Source organism: Prevotella falsenii DSM 22864 = JCM 15124 (assembly GCF_000613945.1).
Classification (GTDB): Bacteria; Bacteroidota; Bacteroidia; order Bacteroidales; family Bacteroidaceae; genus Prevotella; species Prevotella falsenii.
Genome location: NZ_BAJY01000025.1, coordinates 1 through 16529 on the forward strand (window position 1 = coordinate 1; position 16529 = coordinate 16529).

The window sequence follows — 16529 nt, forward strand, 5'->3', positions numbered from 1 at the left end:
TTTACAGCTGTTGACTCTACACATTCTTTGTAAAATACTTATTCTAAAATTTGCTACTATCATATTTTCTATGTACCTTTGCAACGCTTTTACCAAAAAGCCATAAGCCAGATGGCGGAATCGGTAGACGCGCTGGTCTCAAACACCAGTGGAGCAATCCATCCCGGTTCGATCCCGGGTCTGGGTACTTTAAATCCATTGTAAATCGCTGATTTACAATGGATTTTTCTTTTTCAACATGTACTAAAAGTGTACTATGTAACAATACTATGAGAAAAGTGTACTTTCATAGTTTTTCGATGCTTAGTTTTATATTTAATTAACGACAACTTTTCCCTTTTATTCTGTTTGTTTCCTTTTCTTGTCTATTTCTTCAATGAATGCCTTATCTTTGCAAAAGATACCCACTTTAGAAATTACAAATGGAAAATGATAGTGTAAAGATACAGCTTAACAGTATTCAACGAATATTAAACTACTGCATTACCCAGACCTACAATGTGCTCATTGGAAATATTCTGAGGAAAAAGAGCTGTGTAAGCAATATGCAGTTTAAAGAGATTTTACAAAAAGAATATATCCGAATAACTGACGAACTTTCTTCTATTTATCTGAATCATCCAGCCCTTGCATGTGTAGAGAAGTACTACACTGATGATAACTTTTTATGGGAAAGTACCTTCTTCGAATCACTGACCAAAGAACAAAAACAGAAATATACCTCCTTCTCTGTGTCTTCGTTTGAATATCCAAAGTACATTGAGACACACACCTTATACGATGATGTTCTGCCGATGTTCTCGTATCTTGTCGATGCGATTCTATATGAACGCTATGCAAAATACCTCATGGCAGAAATAGAACGAATTGAATTGACAGAGGTACAAACCGTCCAGTCTCGCTCTTCAGTTTTGATAAATGATGAACCATGTGAACTGAAAAAGAAACCGGTCATCGTTGGTAAAGGAACAAATCCATTTCAATCTGATTTTACAGATGAGCAAATTGAGATTCTTACCGTTTGCATCAACGAAATTCAAATATTCACAACCCGCATATCTTCTAAGATACTCAAAGACTTTTTTGCTTGTAAACTCAAAGGCGTTCTGAAATCAAACAACAATCGCCAGCTGGCATATCTCATGCAAAGTCTTAATCTTCGAGGGCTCATTACTGATGAATGGCAATCTGCGATTGCTCGTAATGAACTTGTCTTGGGGAAAACAAAAGATACACCATTGACACGCACCGACCTTTCCACCGCAACAGATCAAATCAACATGAAGCAGCCAAAAGGATGGGAAACCATTGATAAATACATCAAACAACTGAAAAAAGGTTGAGCATAGGTTGATACCTCAAACATCGCTCAACGCCATTTACTTTTATCGTTTCTAATTTTGCCCTCGTTAACAAATAATTAGCGAAGGTGCACCTTCATATTGTTTAATTCAAAATGTTTACAATATGGAAAAAACATTAGAAACCCGAGTTGAAGAACTCGAACAAATGGTATTCATGAATAAGAATGTACTGAGTTTTGAAGAAGCCAGCAAGTTCTTAAACCTCTCAAAGAGTTATCTCTACAAACTCACATCAGGCAATTTGATACCGCATTACAAGCCACAAGGCAAAATGCTTTACTTTGAGAAAGCAGAACTTGAAGCATGGCTACGTCAGAATCCCATTAAAACTTCTGCGCAGATAACGCAAGAAGCACAGCGGTATATCATGGGCAACAAACCTTTAATGCAGAAGTAGTTCATGGCACAGGAAGAATTTATTCGTGTTGGCACGACCTTGTACAAGATTGTGAACCAACCACGCATCAATGGCGGTTTCGTCAAGAAGCGTATCGTGTGGAACAATGAAACGCTACGGCAGGACTATGGAAAGGATTTCATTGCCACAGTCTCGAAGTACGATGGATTCTGCACAGTCCCTAATCATGTGGATTATCAGCCTGTGGTTGATAAATTCCTGAATCTCTATGAACCGATAGGACACCAACCAAAAGAAGGAGAGTTCCCACACATTGAATCCCTGATAAGACACATCTTCGGGGAACAATACGAGTTGGGTATAGACTACTTGCAGTTGCTCTACCTCCAACCCGTGCAGAAACTCCCCATCCTCCTGATGGTGTCAGAAGAACGCAATACAGGCAAGAGCACGTTCCTTAATTTTCTCAAAGCCGTTTTCCAGAACAACGTAACCTTCAACACCAACGAGGATTTTCGCAGTCAGTTCAATGCGGATTGGGCAGGTAAACTGCTTATTGTGGTGGACGAGGTATTGCTCAACCGCAGGGAAGACAGTGAACGATTGAAAAATCTCAGCACAACGCTTTCCTACAAGGTGGAAGCAAAAGGCAAAGACCGAGATGAAATCTCCTTCTTTGCCAAGTTCGTGCTGTGTTCCAATAACGAGTTACTCCCAGTCATCATAGACGTGGGAGAAACCCGATATTGGGTAAGGAAGATAGAGCATCTCAAAAGCGATGATACCGACTTTCTGCAAAAGCTGAAAGCCGAGATTCCTGCCTTTCTCTATTTCCTGCAGCACCGAACTCTATCCACCCATAAGGAAAGCCGTATGTGGTTTGCACCCAAGCTGACCTTTACACCAGCCTTGCAGCGCATCATCCGCAGTAACCGAAACAAGTTGGAACTTGAAATGTCCGAGCTGTGTCTTGACATCATGGAGATGAATAACGTTGAGGAAGTCTCTTTCTGCATCAATGACATGATGCCACTTTTGAGTAATACGCAATGCAAGTACGACAAAGGGCAGATAAGGAGGATTGTGCAGGACATCTGGAAACTCACACCTGTGTCCAATACGCTGACCTACACCACCTACCAACTCAGTTACAACGCTCCGCAGTATTACTCTCCTATCCGAAGGACCGGCAGGTTCTATACTATTACCAAGGAGCAGCTTAAGAGTCTCTAAACAATTTTATATCCATTATTTTGATGAAATGATGAATAGACCACATAAAGTATTCAGTACAAGCTGTTTACATTCTCATCTTTTGCTCATCATGGATATTCTGCTGATGAAAAAAGAAAAGGATAATGTTTTTCTTTTCGGTAGCAATTCCATTTTGCAGAGTACTATGATGAGGGTATGATGAGAGCTTAACTATCTGGTAGTCATATAGATAAAATTAAATTCATCAACTCATCAAATTTTTCATCACTTTAACTTCTATATAATTATGAATATAGACCAAATAAAACAGATAAAGTTGCAGGACTTTCTTGCAGCAATGGGTTGTAAACCTGTAAAACAGTATGGTGTCAACCTCATGTACCTTTCTCCATTAAGAACGGAGAAACACGCATCGTTCAAGGTAAATACAGAAATCAATCAATGGTATGACTTCGGTATTGGCAGAGGTGGCAACATCATTGACCTTGCAGAGTTGCTCTACAACTCTTCGGACGTGTCGTATCTCATCCATCAGATAGCGTGCGATGCTCCAAATTGTACACCAATATTTTCTACATCATTTGCAGATATAAAGACAAGACAGCGAGGAAATTCTTTTGAAAATTTGCAAGTACTCTCCTTATCACATCTATCTCTGATAAGATACCTCAATGACAGATGCATTGATATAGAAGTGGCAACCTCTGTATGTAAGGAGCTGCACTTTGATACAAGGGGCAAGCATTACTTTGGTATTGGCTTTCCCAATATCGCAGGTGGCTACGAAATACGCAATCTGTTCTTCAAAGGCTGCATTGCACCAAAAGACATCAGCCACTTCTACGCAGAAGAGCCGAAGAATGTATGTTTTGTTTTCGAGGGCTTCATGGACTTGCTTTCATTTATGACGCTCCGAAGAAAGGAGAATGACGGATTAAAACGGCAAGATTATTTGGTACTCAATTCTGTGTCAAATATCCAAAAGGCATTAGAGCGCTTGTCGCAATATGACAGTGTTCGATGCTTCTTGGATAATGACGAAGCAGGAAGAAATGCCTATCTACAATTATCAAAGGAATTGGGAAAACCTGTTACAGATGCATCAACTTTATACAATGGTTTCAAGGATTTGAACGAGTATCTGTGTGCTGAATCCAAGCATTCAGAGAAAGCAGAAATCAAGAAAACCAAAGGGATTAAGCTATGATTACAGACACAGCTCTGCATAATCTGTTTTTCGGGGAGCAAGTTTATGTTTTGGGCATACCAAAACCACTTGCTCCACCTCCTGCCACTCGGCGCAGAGGATTATCCCGTCGGTCTCCATCAAAATAAATTAAAGAAACAACTATGACTAAATCAGAATACAACAAAGGCGGTCGCCCAACTAAGGGCGCAGCAGAAAAGAAGAAATACCGCATCACGGTAAAGCTTACCACAGAGGATTATTACACGCTCAAAGGCAAAGCCAAAAGCGCAGGAATATCCATGAGTGAGTTTGTAAGAAAAGTTCTTGATAAAGGAAATGTCATTGAACGGCTGACCATAGAGCAAGCAAACTTCATCCGCAAGCTGTGTGGCATGGCAAACAATCTTAACCAGCTGGCACATCGTGCCAATGCGGAAGGATTTCATGCCGTTGCTCCTTCCCACAAAATCATCATTGGCAAGATTGACGAAATCTTAAACCTGATACGAAGATGATAGCTAAGATTATGAAAGGTTCGGGCTTCAAGGGTGTCATCAATTACATCCTTGACCCGAAGAAAGGAACGATACTCATAGACAGTTCCGGAGTGAGAACAGACAGCATCAGCCATATTATCCAAAGTTTCATCGACCAGACGGAACTAAATCCACGAGTAAGTACGGTTGTCGGACATATCTCACTGAGTTTCTCCGCACAGGATTCTCCCAAACTCAGCAATGAATGGATGACGATAGTGGCTCGTGAGTACATGGAGAAGATGGGGATAAAAGATACACAGTACATCATCGGTCGCCATTTCGACAAGGAACATCCGCACGTTCATATCGCCTTCAATCGGATAGATAATAACGGCAAGACTATTTCTGACCGTAACGACCGATTCAGAAGTGAGAAGATTTGTAAGGAACTGACCGCCAAATACGGTTTGTACTTCGCTGGTGGAAAGGAGAGAGTCAAGGAACACCGGTTGAAAGAACCCGATAAGACCAAATATGAAATCTATCAGACACTGAAAGCAGAAATAACTCGGTGCAGAGATTGGAAAACTCTCCGTGCTCATTTGAAACGACAAGATATTGATGTCCGCTTTAAGTACAAAGGCAACTCACAGGAAATGCAGGGGATCATCTTTGAAAAGAACGGTTATCTTTTCAATGGCTCAAAGGTGGACAGGAGTTTCAGCTATTCCAAGATTGACTTTGTCCTTCAACAGAATGACAGGAAGCACGAACAGCAGATGCGAGGAGCGATAAACCTTATATCTAATGTTGCAGAGGTTACGAGTGGACTTGCCAACGAACTCATAGAAGGAGGGTTGGGATTGTTCCAGCCTCATGGTACTGTCCCTGCTGAGGTTTACAATACACTTGACAAAAAGAAGAAAAAGAAAAAACGTAAAATACATTTATAACTATGGCAGATAATAACACATTTGTCCTCTTTGAGGAAATCAAGAACAAACTGGAGGCAATTTATAGGGAACTAAAGGAGCTGAAAGAAAAGGAGAACGGTTCGGTTTCTCACCCTGTTCCCTCCACATCAGTACAACGTGACGAACAGCAGGAACAGGAATTGCTCAATCAGTATGAACAGCGGATAAAAGCCATGATTAACAAGTATATTGGTGTACAAGTGCGCATCAAGGATGAGGAAGCTAAATCCATAGACAAGCTGGTGGCAAGCGTCTTGACCATGCTGCACGAGTGGCAGGAGCAGAAAGAGCATCCACAACCGCAGGAGCAGATTCACAGGCATAGCTTTGACATCAAGTCGTCGAGAGTCTTTACTACCGTGGTGGCAGTGTCTATCCTTTGTTTTGTTTCTTTGGTCGGTAACAACTTTCTATGGCAAAGCAAACGACAATACAAGGATGATGCCTTGAAATTCCGTATCATCAGAGTGTGGAGAGGTTGCAGCCCCAAGGAAATCCTATGGCTTAACGATGTGTTTGATATTCATCGCAATGAAAAGGTAATCAAGTTAATCAAGGAAAAGGCAGACGGATACGACTTGCAACTAAAATTTAAGGCAGATAGCTTGATGCAAAAGAAATTGAAATAACACTACACGAAGTAAGCCCAACCAAACGAGATATAGGTTGGGCTTGTTATATCCCCATATTATTCTATGATTTCCCAAAAGCCGCCTTTGTTGGGACCGACACGGCGAAGGTATTTATCACGCATAGCTTCTATGTTACGAGATATTGAATTCTCACTAATTCCCACATATTTGGAAAGTTCTGATTTAGAAATATATGGATTCTCTATTATTAGCTTGATGATAGAAATACGATTTTCTGTTAATTTTTCATTGAGTGCTATTGCTTTTTCTATCACCTTTTCTATCACCTCTTGATGAGTTTTTATCACCTTTTCTGTCACGTTGATATCCTTTTCTATCACCTTTTCTGTCACCTTCGGTACTGTGATTTTCAAAATAAAATCATCAAGATGGAAGGATAAATGTGATGTACCATTAGCTTCCAACTCCCTACACATGCGATCCACACCTTCACCAAACTCCTTTACAAAGTCGTATGCTTTAAGGAATTGGGCTATTTTGGGATTACGCGAGAAATGTGTATGACGGATGTTAGAGGGCTTAACCGTTCCGGGCAATCTGCCTGGCGACTCGAATACCAAGCGATTATCAAACATCTTAATTTGAATTTCCGTACCCTTGATATTGTACGCACGGTGGCAGCAAGCATTGACAACCATTTCTTGAATCACAAACTTTGGATAATCTCTATTGGTTACAAACTGGCCATGCTGTCCAAGGAATGTGTGTTCCTCCACCTGAGTTTCAAGATAAGCTATCGTGGCTTTCACTTGGTCAAGTATCGTTCCTTCAAAGGTTACATCCTTAATAACATTCATCTCTGCACCCACTCGCTCTTCTGTACCTTTATAACGGATAAAGCGAGTACGACCACGAGGAAAGAACTTTTGAGGATATTTACCAAACAACAGAATACAAGCCACACTAACTTGCTCCTCTCCCTTTGCATTGGTAGTTATGAAACCATTATTTTCATGTAGATATTGCATTGCTGATTTGGTATAGCCAATCAATTCTGTATATCTTTCGACAGCAGTCATATCAATGTCATCTACCGTAGCACCATACACCGACGTATCTTCATAGTAGCGTTCTCCCTTATCGTACATCAACTGTATGCGCTCTTCAAAAGACAGCTTTCTGCTTTTATCCCCAACACGCATATAGGCTTCGTCTGCCTGATTAGCATGTAGTTCAGAACTTGCAGGAATGTGCATCAATAAAATATGATTTTCGTTTCCGTTCTTATCCGTGCATGGCAACAATTCGCTGGTAATAGGCACTGAAGGATTACAAAAGTCTAAAGGAACACGCAGCAACTCATTCCGCTTCTCTGTGTATTGATCCACACCCTCTATCTTCCGATTCTTGTCAGACACACCGATAGCAATATCACCACCGTCAGCATTAGCAAATGCGACGATTGGAATAGCCAATGCCTTGGGGGAAATTTGAATGCTTTTGCAGTCAAACGTCTGATCTTCCTTGCGAGTCTGTATTTCTTGTATCGTCATATATTTTTATTTTTGCTATTATGATAGACATCAAAAAGCATGCAACAATTAAAGCCATAATCCTTATTTGAGAAAATGGGAGATCTTGCTTAAGTCAACATTCATCAATGTATTGACTATTTCACTGTAAGCCATTCCTAATTGAAGGCCAAACTTGCCAATGAAAACTTCTATATCATGTACTGTTTTCCTTCCGCTGTTTCTCACATTAAGTAGGGTAACTGCTGCATTAATCTTGGGTATTTCACCAAAAGTGGAGATACCTAAAACATTCAGTACATTGATAGCTCTTACTGAAAGATTTAGATTTTGGACAGGAGTATTAAGTAATTCCGCAACATGGGAGTTGATATCTACAACTTGATTTTTAGTCTCTCTCAAACTTTCATCCTTTACTACGCTTCTTAATCGCTGTATTTCCTCTATATAGAGTTGAGCCTGTGCATGTAGTTGCGCATTGTCCTTACGTAGTTGCTCATTCTCATGAACTTCATTTATAAGAATAAACTTAATCTCTTCCAGTATTTTCTTATATAGTTGTCGTATCCTTTCTTGTGTAAGATTATTCTTCTTAGCAACTTCACTTCTAGGAACCCCGTTAACAAGATCTTGTAAGATGGAATAGTTTCTTTGCTCTATTTTTTTTTCGAAGATTCCTATAATCTCAAGGAAAAGAGAAGACAAATACTTGTTTTCAGAAAAAATGTCGCTTTCATCTTTTCCATCTAAATAATCCTTAACATCTTCGTCTTCAGACAAAGGTAAATCATTAAGAGCACAAAATAAAATGGATTTGGATACAGGTTGCTTAACTATACTATCAAAACGAGACAAAAACTTGTCTTCTCTGACACTTGCGTTATCGTAGAGGATTGTTGTACCCAATGGCAACATGATTTCTGGTTCTTTGACACTTTCTATCAATCTGAAATCTGATACATTGTCTATTATATTGGATTCCTTATCTATTTGAATCAATACAATGCCATTGGCTATATGACAAAAACAATAGTCACCAACAGACAAGTTAAGTTCTTCGGAGTAAATCCTAAAATTATCGGTTTCAGGTAGGTATACCAGCTTCGGCATCCTGTTTATAAATGACTTTTCTATAGGAGTTTCAAAAACGATGTCTATATCTTCTTCTCTCGTTAATCGACAAAGAACTGTTAGGTCCCAGTAGTCACGTGTACCCTCCAGAATAGCCTGCGTGTCGTTTAGGAAGTCAGTAAGCCATTCTCCATTACAATCTGTCAGCAGGAGCGAAACAAGAGCTTTATCGCCTTTTGCCTTACTTCTCCCATATGGGGCACAAAGAATGGTGTCTGTATTTGGAAAGTGATAACTCCTCAAAGATTTTGTATCAACATAACGGAAGTCTCGAAAGATAGAATTATCTTCCACCTCGCTATCGATATAAACCGTTTTTACAATATCTCCTTCATGGAGCATACAAATATCACCTTCCTTAAAAGGAAAGGTATATGTTCTCAGATTATCGCTTACTTTATTTATATAATAGACAACCATCGATTAAAAAAACTTGTTTTCGGTGAAATCTTTTTGTACAACTTCAACGTGTGGCATTCGACTCTTAAACTCAGGATCGATGTTATGACATTGTTCCTTTACGATGCCACGACGATGTACCGCTGGGTCAAGACAATACATCTTAAATTCTTCCTCATTTACATCCTCGGTACGCTGCCAGTGCGGGAATAGCAGTTTCATATAAGCTGTAGCGATACGCTTCACGGCATTACTATCTCGCACATCGGCTTTTTCTTCAAAGCGGACGAGTTGATCGAACAATAATCCATAGGTATTCTGCGTACGCATTGTATGGAGAATCTCAGAAAAGTATTCCACATTGATAGTCCATCCTTTGAAAATCATGCTTTTGTCCACTCGCGGAAGAAGCCAGCCTTCAATAAAGCAGTGAAAGCGGTCGAGCAAAGCCGACTCACGGAAATTCTCTGGCAGGTTGTTGAAATAAAAAGGCGACACAGGCATGTGTTGAGCAGACAGAGGAATGTTTCCCATAAGCATCAAGCCACACTCCGAAGAAAACTCATTGTTATCAATGGTAGTCTTACCACTTTCCAAATATGATTTTAGAGCAGCTTGAATCTCAGCAGGCTCTTGGAAAACGATAGTCTGTATTTCATCGAATACTGTAAAGTCATGGTTTTTGATAATACCATTCTGCTGTTTTGTTTTGTCAAAAAATAACTTAGCACGTGTCACCTTACCACCACTTACCAGCCAGCCATACTTAGAAAGATTGCCAAATACATAGCTTTTCCCAGTTCCTTTAGGAGCCAATTCTATCACATTCAGACGTGGTTCTATGAAAATGAGCAAACGGGTAAGGAACTCCAATTTTTGGGTTAGTGATATGAATCCATTAGGGTCATACTCCATGGCGGACAACAATACGTCAATCCATTCTAAAGTAGTGAAATAGTGGCGTGCCTCTGCAAGATAAGAGATATCCACAGAACTATAAGGCTTGAATGGTTTATAATCTACCATTTGAATATGGTTTTTTTTCCCATTATCGTCTGGCAGTAGACAAAGTTTGATAATACCCCATTTCTCACCCTCAACAAATTCGCCAGAATTGCGAGAATAGACATATTCTGGAATTAGCCCTTCACGTTGCTTGATGCCATAATCAGGAATGGCAAATTGACGCTCATTCTTTACAATGTCAATGTACACCACAAAGCGAGCCAAAAGTGTAACTTCTTCTCCACTTTGCAGTCTATCTTTAACACGACCTTGTTTTGCTGGAATAACTTTATCTAAAAATTGAGTGAGTGCCATTCTATCAACCTCACCAGTTTGAATGTTCAGATAGCGCTTCAACAGGAAATCTTTAACGAACGCAGGAAGGTTTCGCCCTGCAAAAAGACTACCTGTTGATGCAGGGTCTTTGTAAATAGACATTGCTGAAAAATGCTGTCTTATCTTGTTGCAAATCTCTTCTTTCATAAATATTCATTTATTAAAAGTCAAACGGATCTTCTTCTTGAACGCCTGTTGTTACTTTAATCTTCATAGGGCGAACAATTCCTCCAAGTTGAAGCGTGAAATCTGAAACATTGGCATCTAGCATGATATCCTCTGTTTCATATGTATCGCCACTCAGATGATGAACATTATATTTCGCTCCATTATAAAGTACGTAAGGAACATCAGCTGACGGCATATTCTTAATTTCAAATTGTACGCGTGGATTTGAGCCACTTATTTCATAAGTGAGTAGGTTGAACGACCAGTTGGTTGCAGTAGGTACACTTGAAATGATAAAGATGGGTACTAGTACCTCTTCTGGTGTACAGCCACCATGAGCACCTTGTCCGGATGGTATTTTTGCACAAAGTGATTCATGCTTTAGTGCACACAAAGTTTTATTATCCTCCAAACGGAGGTAGCTACTATCCATAGTAGAATCCGCCTTTTTGCGAATGGCAATGCGTCCGTGATGGTCGCTATCAACACCAGGCATATTTTTACCATTAAGCAATTGCGACAAATAGGTCAGTCCATGATCAGAGATAATCGCAATCTTCTTGCCTATGTATTTCTGCAAAATTTCTTCAATGCTTCTTCGTACAACATCTATCTCCTTGATAATTGTAAATGGACTTATGTTATCTGAGCGATGAGCCAATGTATCAAGGTCTCCGGACTTTTCCAATTGAACACCCTGAGGAAGAAGGCGCTGTATATCTTTTTTATTTATTTCAGTCTTAGTAGGAAGAAGGGCACGAGCAATTCTTATTTCGTTGAGGAAAATCTGTTGGTCTTTTTTCTCTGCAATTATGCTTTTAATCAGAGGAATCCAGTCGACCCCCAATCCGTCAATCCAATAAAAAACTTCAATGTCGCCACGGTTTTGTAGTAAGGTGTATGTGGAACAGAATGAATTGTACCACATATCAAAAGAAGACTCTGAGTCATTAAGTTTATTTATAAATTGTTCAATGTCAGTTGTGTACCGATTAGAAATTTTAGCTTTCTTATATTGCTCAATATATGGATTCACCCAGTCTGGGGCTCCTGTTGCAACTCCAGTACCTTCAGACATATAGACATAAAGTTCTGGGAAGAACGTTACGATGTCGTTAAGTTCAATAAGTCCTTGCCCCAACCAACTCACAGCAAATTCTTTTTCTTTGTGTGTAATCCCCGTAAAGTATTTTAAAGTACTTGTATAACCAATCTTTGCAGGTAAAGTCTGCAAAGATTTTGCTATCATATCTTCTGCGGCATCCGAAAGTTGAATATTCTTTTGGGCAGCATAGATAAGGCAGTATTTACGCACTTCCATTTCTGCAGTAATTTCCGTTATATCTCCTGCCATTTTCTCTATCAGTTCATTTGTGCCATATGAAGATGTGGTATTCAGACACCTGCATAGATAACCTTCACCATTTTTTTTGTTAATATAGAAACGCGCCAAAAGCCAACGATTGAATACATAAGGATTATCAAACCAGAGACGAATGAAATCTTTATAGGTTTCTATGTCATTGATGCCAAAGTATTGTTTAACAAATTTGCCAAAGTTGAATCCATTGCTTACATCAATACTCTCTGCTAATATCTTCCAGTTCTCTCCATCGCTTTCTAATGGTTCAATACCACCAAATCCAAGACTCAAACCTGCCGTTAAAAATTGGAATGCAGTGTGACAAACCTGATAAGAAAAGGCGTTGTCTGGCTGTGCAAATCGAGCATTAGCAAAAATGGCTTTCGATTTGCAAATGATTTGTGGTGATACTTGTTTTTTGCTATCTTTCCATATATTCAACCACTCTCTGATGTTGTTCACGATGGTATAGTTAGCCTCCAACCCACTTACGCCAAAGTCTGTGTCTTTTGTAAGAATGAGTTTATAGGTCAGGTCCTTGTCTTCTGATATCAACCTCCAAATGTGGATTTGACTATCATTCTTGAAAGTCTCCATCTTACCTTCAAGACCCACTAATGGTATATAAACACGTTGGTGCTTTTCCTGAGCTTCAGGACTGGCTTCAATAGCTTTAATCGTTTTTATCAAAGCATCAAAGGCTTTTCTCTCTTCATTGTCATAGAATCGTGCCAATTCAGAAAATGGAGCAATCACACAATCATTGGGACTCTTTTTCTTTATATGCTCAGTGATACGATCGGCAAGTTCAACATATGTAATAAGCAGGTCAGGATAGTTGTTATCTATCCAATGATCCACGCTCTCCACATATGCCCCTTGTTCTGTTTGTAGGAAATCCACAAATTCATAGCAGTCACGGAAGTTATCAAACAACACAAACCGTATTGGATACCTGTCGAGAGTAGAAGCACCAACACCTTTCGCCTGTTTATCATCCTCAACATATGCTTTGAGGGTATCCATTTCTCTGAACGGTTTTTTATACATATTTCAACAATATATCTATGACGTAACTCTCTTCCTGGTTTATCATATTTTCAATAGCTTGACGCAAGTCCTCGCTGCTGTTTATTCGGTTAATGGCCTTGTTACGTTTCTTTTTCAACTCATCGGGGTTGACTGGCTGAATAGGAGGCGCTGGGATAACAGGTGGCTGCGGCTGTACAGTAGGCGTTGGAATAGGCGTTGGAGTGGACTTAGATATACGCCAATCCTTCAACTTATCTTTCACCTCTTCTTCTGTCCACATACCGACTTCACTTTCCAAATGCTCGTGAAGATATTTTTGTGCTTCTTCCACTTCTTCATCCATTACATTCACGCTGTCTATGCTTTGCATATAATTGACAAAGCCCTTGTGAAAGTTGTCGGCAGATGGTATTAGCAAATTACCAAAGTCAGTTTTTAGCGCATCGTAGCCGTTGATGATGTTTTGCAGCAGACTTGGATTCTTCATACTTTCTGGGTCATTAACCACACGTATGAGATTATCGATGAATTCCTTCATTTCTGATGTACATTCTTCGACATTTTTTAAAGACCAAAGCGGATAGCCTTTCTCTTTGCAATATACATGAAGTACAGCCCAACGAGCATCTTTCAAACTACTAATGTCAGAATAACCTTTCAGTTTGTTCAGATTGAACATCTTGATAAGACTATTGCATACCCGACCTGCTTCTTTACTCTCGAACATGAAGTTCAGTTTATTACTTGTCTTACCGCTTTCCCATGCCCTAAATATTTCCACAACATCCTCAACTAGGTGCTGAGCAGTACGTTGTTTCCCATTAGTATCAAAGATAACATTGATGTATTTGCGCATGGCAAAAGCTACCATAGCCATTGGTGCATAACTCTGGAAAAGTCCAAAAGGTGCTTCTGTCAAGCCAATGAGCTTATCACCAATATTAAAGCTTTGGTTCTTGAGCGTTTGACGACCACCAAGCTTTTCGTCTACATAGTCACAGACTTTCTTTAGTGGTTGATCAGGTGAGACGGTGTCCTTCCATTGCAAGTTATCATCTACGCTGTCTTGTAGTAAAAACTCTACGTGGCGGGCCGGACCTCCACATTTGTCAATAATATCTTGCTTCGTATTGTAATTTAACACTGCATCGACGGTGGCTTTCACGGATGCTTTCTTCCAATAGGTCGCACTAAACTTTGTGCGTATTGTTTCCAGTGATTCCGGACCGCTTGTGAAAATATTCGGAGCAATGCAGCTATTGATGGTGCTGGTCATCTTGCTGCCTGCGATAGGCATGCTATCCCCATTGAGAAAGAACGTCACATTCCCACTACGCATCTTATTCACCCATTGCTGTATCATTTCAGCAGCCTGCTTCGTATAAGTCTGCTGTTGCTGGGGCAAGCCGTGGCTTTGGGCACACTGTGCATTAGCTTGATTTTCAATGAAACGCTCATATTCTTTATCCCCCATCGTTGTTTCAATTACAACAAAGGTAATGGTGGAGTAACGTTCGTCCTTGCAATTTTTCTCTGCAATTTCTTTTAATAACAAAAGTTCTTGGTTATTGCGAGCCACCATGATAGCGAGGAAAGTCTCATAGGGTTGAGCTTGCTTTTTCGCATTACCTATTTGGTTCATTAGTGTGTACTCATTACCCTGTATGCTGAAAAATTGGAACGCATATGGGCGAGCCACTTGCGAGAAATTTCGGTTGAATATATTCGTAGCAGTATTACCAAATTTGATGACCTGGTCGGTAAACAAGAATTGAGAAGCACTTAATTCTTGTTTTATTTTCTGTATTTCGTCATTAGGCAAAGCGGTGAACAAAATAGAGAAATTACCATTCGGTTGACGTTGAATAATACTTTTGTCATTGAAGAATTCAAGAATGGTTGGTAATTCATCTTGCACTTCTGTACCCGAGAACAAGTTTTCTATATTCTCGGTGCTGGGCGTAACGGTATCGTTATTTGCAATGTTATTCAAAGCATTAAGCAATAGAATACCCTTAAAAGTTTTCAAATAATTATCTCCTTGGCTCTCCACTGCTAAGTGGTGGCTATTATATCGCTCTGTGACGGCACCAAACTTATTACTGTCGCTTTCAAAGTATTCCTGAACATAATCCCAAAGATAATCTGCTGTGATTGTGCGTTCGTCTGTATAAGCAGCATCATCTTCTAAGAAATCACGAACGGCATCACTGGCCAAAAACTCAAAGACACTTCGACTACTCGAGCCGGCCTCACGCGCATAGTAAGTTGCAAGATTGGCTGTTGCGGGATGCAATGGAAATAAGTTCTTGATGTTTTCTATGGTCTGTTCGGTATCTGTACTTGTGGTACAGAACATTTTCAACAACTCTGGATGGATGCCAAAGAAGCGATCTTGGCGCATCATGTATAATCTGTAGTTTACAATCTTAAACTTTTTCGACATAATTTTAAATGCCGATACGGGTTCCATATTGTAGGTCACATAGTGATAACGCCCTTTAGTCTTTTCGCGCTCTTCTTCTTGAAGCGTGTTGAGTGCCGAAGGGTGAGAGATAAACAAGAAATAAGAGTCATTCTCTGCATTCATCATAGCCTCTGCGATCTCCTGAAGTTGTACCAACAAGCGAGAGCCAATACTCGCAGTCATCACCTCGGTAAATTCGTCCCAAATAATCAGTAAACCATTATAGTCAGTTTTCTCCCGAAGCATTCTGCACCTCAAATATCCATTGCTGAAGATTATTGCTTTGCAAGCGAATATCGTAACCACCCATACGCAAGGCTTGGCGCACACTGTCAAGCACAACAGTATCAACATCCATTAGGCGTTGTTTCAACTTCTTCGTGTCGGGCGTTACACTGGCCAGCAGAGCATTTTGTGCAATGAGATTCTCCCAAAATTGTGGTTGGCTCTCGATATGCTGTACATACATGTCAAAGTCTGTCTGCACCGTGATATCCAATCCAGCAGCCATGAGGGCACGTTTTATCTCACGCTGCATTTGCAGCGAAAGGTCTTCCTCGTAGGCAATGTTCTGTTGGCCATACATGTTCACGGGAAAGAGCCGTTTGGTCGTGCGGAGTTGCAACAAACTATTGCGCAAAACAGCATACTTCTCCTTTTGATATTCGTCCTCCACATATTTGCGAATATCGTCTATGGGATCGCTAAGAAGATGTTGAATCACAGCACCCGCATGACTCTTACCCGTGCCATAAGTGCCCGCAATCCAAATCGACTTGTGATTATCCGCATCGTTGTTGCGCACAGCACTTACTACCTTTTGCAAAACTCCGTTAAACTGATCGTTAGCAATGAAAGATTCCCACTCGCCATGGCTCTCCTCCTTAATGTTATAGGCGGGACGCATTTGTCTAAGCGTCACTA

General features: G+C 40.1%; 13 protein-coding genes and 1 tRNA gene. 8 read left to right on the forward strand and 6 right to left on the reverse strand.

Going from position 1 to position 16529, the window contains the following annotated elements; all coding sequences use genetic code 11:
- Nucleotides 1-105: 105 nt before the first annotated feature.
- The 8 genes from JCM15124_RS09230 to JCM15124_RS09275 all read left to right on the forward strand — a co-directional run bounded on the left by JCM15124_RS09230 (nt 106) and on the right by JCM15124_RS09275 (nt 6208).
- A tRNA-Leu gene (locus JCM15124_RS09230) sits at nt 106-187 on the forward strand.
- 235 nt (nt 188-422) lie between these two features.
- Nucleotides 423-1343: a hypothetical protein gene (locus JCM15124_RS09235; protein ID WP_024999200.1), complete on the forward strand. Its 921-nt coding sequence runs from the start codon at nt 423-425 to the stop codon at nt 1341-1343.
- A gap of 124 nt (nt 1344-1467) precedes the next feature.
- Entirely contained in the window at nt 1468-1761 is a 294-nt protein-coding gene (locus tag JCM15124_RS09240) for a helix-turn-helix domain-containing protein (RefSeq protein WP_024999201.1), read from the forward strand.
- 3 nt (nt 1762-1764) lie between these two features.
- The gene (locus tag JCM15124_RS09245) at nt 1765-2955 is read left to right on the forward strand and encodes a primase-helicase family protein (RefSeq protein WP_024999202.1); all 1191 of its coding nucleotides are present in this window, start codon (nt 1765-1767) and stop codon (nt 2953-2955) included.
- Between the two features lie 268 nt (nt 2956-3223).
- A complete protein-coding gene (locus tag JCM15124_RS09255; RefSeq protein WP_024999204.1) occupies nt 3224-4144 on the forward strand; it encodes a toprim domain-containing protein in 921 nt (306 codons plus the stop codon).
- Between the two features lie 143 nt (nt 4145-4287).
- Entirely contained in the window at nt 4288-4641 is a 354-nt protein-coding gene (locus JCM15124_RS09265) for a MobC family plasmid mobilization relaxosome protein (RefSeq protein WP_024999205.1), read from the forward strand.
- Nucleotides 4638-5558 carry a relaxase/mobilization nuclease domain-containing protein gene (locus JCM15124_RS09270; protein ID WP_024999206.1) on the forward strand — a complete coding sequence of 307 codons (921 nt, stop codon included), beginning with the start codon at nt 4638-4640 and terminating at the stop codon, nt 5556-5558. Before JCM15124_RS09265 ends, JCM15124_RS09270 begins: the two co-directional genes overlap by 4 nt.
- A gap of 2 nt (nt 5559-5560) precedes the next feature.
- The gene (locus JCM15124_RS09275) at nt 5561-6208 is read left to right on the forward strand and encodes a hypothetical protein (RefSeq protein ID WP_024999207.1); all 648 of its coding nucleotides are present in this window, start codon (nt 5561-5563) and stop codon (nt 6206-6208) included.
- Nucleotides 6209-6267: 59 nt separating this feature from the next.
- Here the strand turns inward: JCM15124_RS09275 and JCM15124_RS09280 are convergent, their stop codons facing one another.
- The 6 genes from JCM15124_RS09280 to JCM15124_RS16690 all read right to left on the reverse strand — a co-directional run bounded on the left by JCM15124_RS09280 (nt 6268) and on the right by JCM15124_RS16690 (nt 16527).
- Nucleotides 6268-7725 carry an RNA-binding domain-containing protein gene (locus JCM15124_RS09280; protein ID WP_024999208.1) on the reverse strand — a complete coding sequence of 486 codons (1458 nt, stop codon included), beginning with the start codon at nt 7723-7725 and terminating at the stop codon, nt 6268-6270.
- Between the two features lie 63 nt (nt 7726-7788).
- Nucleotides 7789-9255: a DNA-directed RNA polymerase subunit alpha C-terminal domain-containing protein gene (locus tag JCM15124_RS09285; protein WP_024999209.1), complete on the reverse strand. Its 1467-nt coding sequence runs from the start codon at nt 9253-9255 to the stop codon at nt 7789-7791.
- A 3-nt stretch (nt 9256-9258) separates the two neighbouring features.
- Nucleotides 9259-10722 carry a BREX system Lon protease-like protein BrxL gene (gene brxL / locus JCM15124_RS09290; protein ID WP_024999210.1) on the reverse strand — a complete coding sequence of 488 codons (1464 nt, stop codon included), beginning with the start codon at nt 10720-10722 and terminating at the stop codon, nt 9259-9261.
- A 13-nt stretch (nt 10723-10735) separates the two neighbouring features.
- The gene (pglZ, locus tag JCM15124_RS09295; RefSeq protein WP_024999211.1) at nt 10736-13156 is read right to left on the reverse strand and encodes a BREX-4 system phosphatase PglZ; all 2421 of its coding nucleotides are present in this window, start codon (nt 13154-13156) and stop codon (nt 10736-10738) included.
- Nucleotides 13149-15851, reverse strand: coding sequence for a hypothetical protein (locus JCM15124_RS13945; protein ID WP_232220146.1), 2703 nt, complete (start codon nt 15849-15851; stop codon nt 13149-13151). Before JCM15124_RS13945 ends, pglZ begins: the two co-directional genes overlap by 8 nt.
- Nucleotides 15832-16527: a DUF6079 family protein gene (locus JCM15124_RS16690; RefSeq protein ID WP_232220147.1), complete on the reverse strand. Its 696-nt coding sequence runs from the start codon at nt 16525-16527 to the stop codon at nt 15832-15834. Before JCM15124_RS16690 ends, JCM15124_RS13945 begins: the two co-directional genes overlap by 20 nt.
- Nucleotides 16528-16529 lie beyond the last annotated feature (2 nt).

Bases quoted from the DNA above. Each gene is read 5' to 3' on its own strand.
- JCM15124_RS13945 (WP_232220146.1), bottom strand. From the start codon at position 15,851: ATGCTTCGGGAGAAAACTGACTATAATGGTTTACTGATTATTTGGGAC.
- brxL (WP_024999210.1), bottom strand. From the start codon at position 10,722: ATGAAAGAAGAGATTTGCAACAAGATAAGACAGCATTTTTCAGCAATG.
- JCM15124_RS09255 (WP_024999204.1), top strand. From the start codon at position 3,224: ATGAATATAGACCAAATAAAACAGATAAAGTTGCAGGACTTTCTTGCA.
- JCM15124_RS09240 (WP_024999201.1), top strand. From the start codon at position 1,468: ATGGAAAAAACATTAGAAACCCGAGTTGAAGAACTCGAACAAATGGTA.
- JCM15124_RS09245 (WP_024999202.1), top strand. From the start codon at position 1,765: ATGGCACAGGAAGAATTTATTCGTGTTGGCACGACCTTGTACAAGATT.
- JCM15124_RS09265 (WP_024999205.1), top strand. From the start codon at position 4,288: ATGACTAAATCAGAATACAACAAAGGCGGTCGCCCAACTAAGGGCGCA.
- JCM15124_RS09280 (WP_024999208.1), bottom strand. From the start codon at position 7,725: ATGACGATACAAGAAATACAGACTCGCAAGGAAGATCAGACGTTTGAC.
- pglZ (WP_024999211.1), bottom strand. From the start codon at position 13,156: ATGTATAAAAAACCGTTCAGAGAAATGGATACCCTCAAAGCATATGTT.
- JCM15124_RS09285 (WP_024999209.1), bottom strand. From the start codon at position 9,255: ATGGTTGTCTATTATATAAATAAAGTAAGCGATAATCTGAGAACATAT.
- JCM15124_RS09235 (WP_024999200.1), top strand. From the start codon at position 423: ATGGAAAATGATAGTGTAAAGATACAGCTTAACAGTATTCAACGAATA.
- JCM15124_RS09275 (WP_024999207.1), top strand. From the start codon at position 5,561: ATGGCAGATAATAACACATTTGTCCTCTTTGAGGAAATCAAGAACAAA.
- JCM15124_RS09270 (WP_024999206.1), top strand. From the start codon at position 4,638: ATGATAGCTAAGATTATGAAAGGTTCGGGCTTCAAGGGTGTCATCAAT.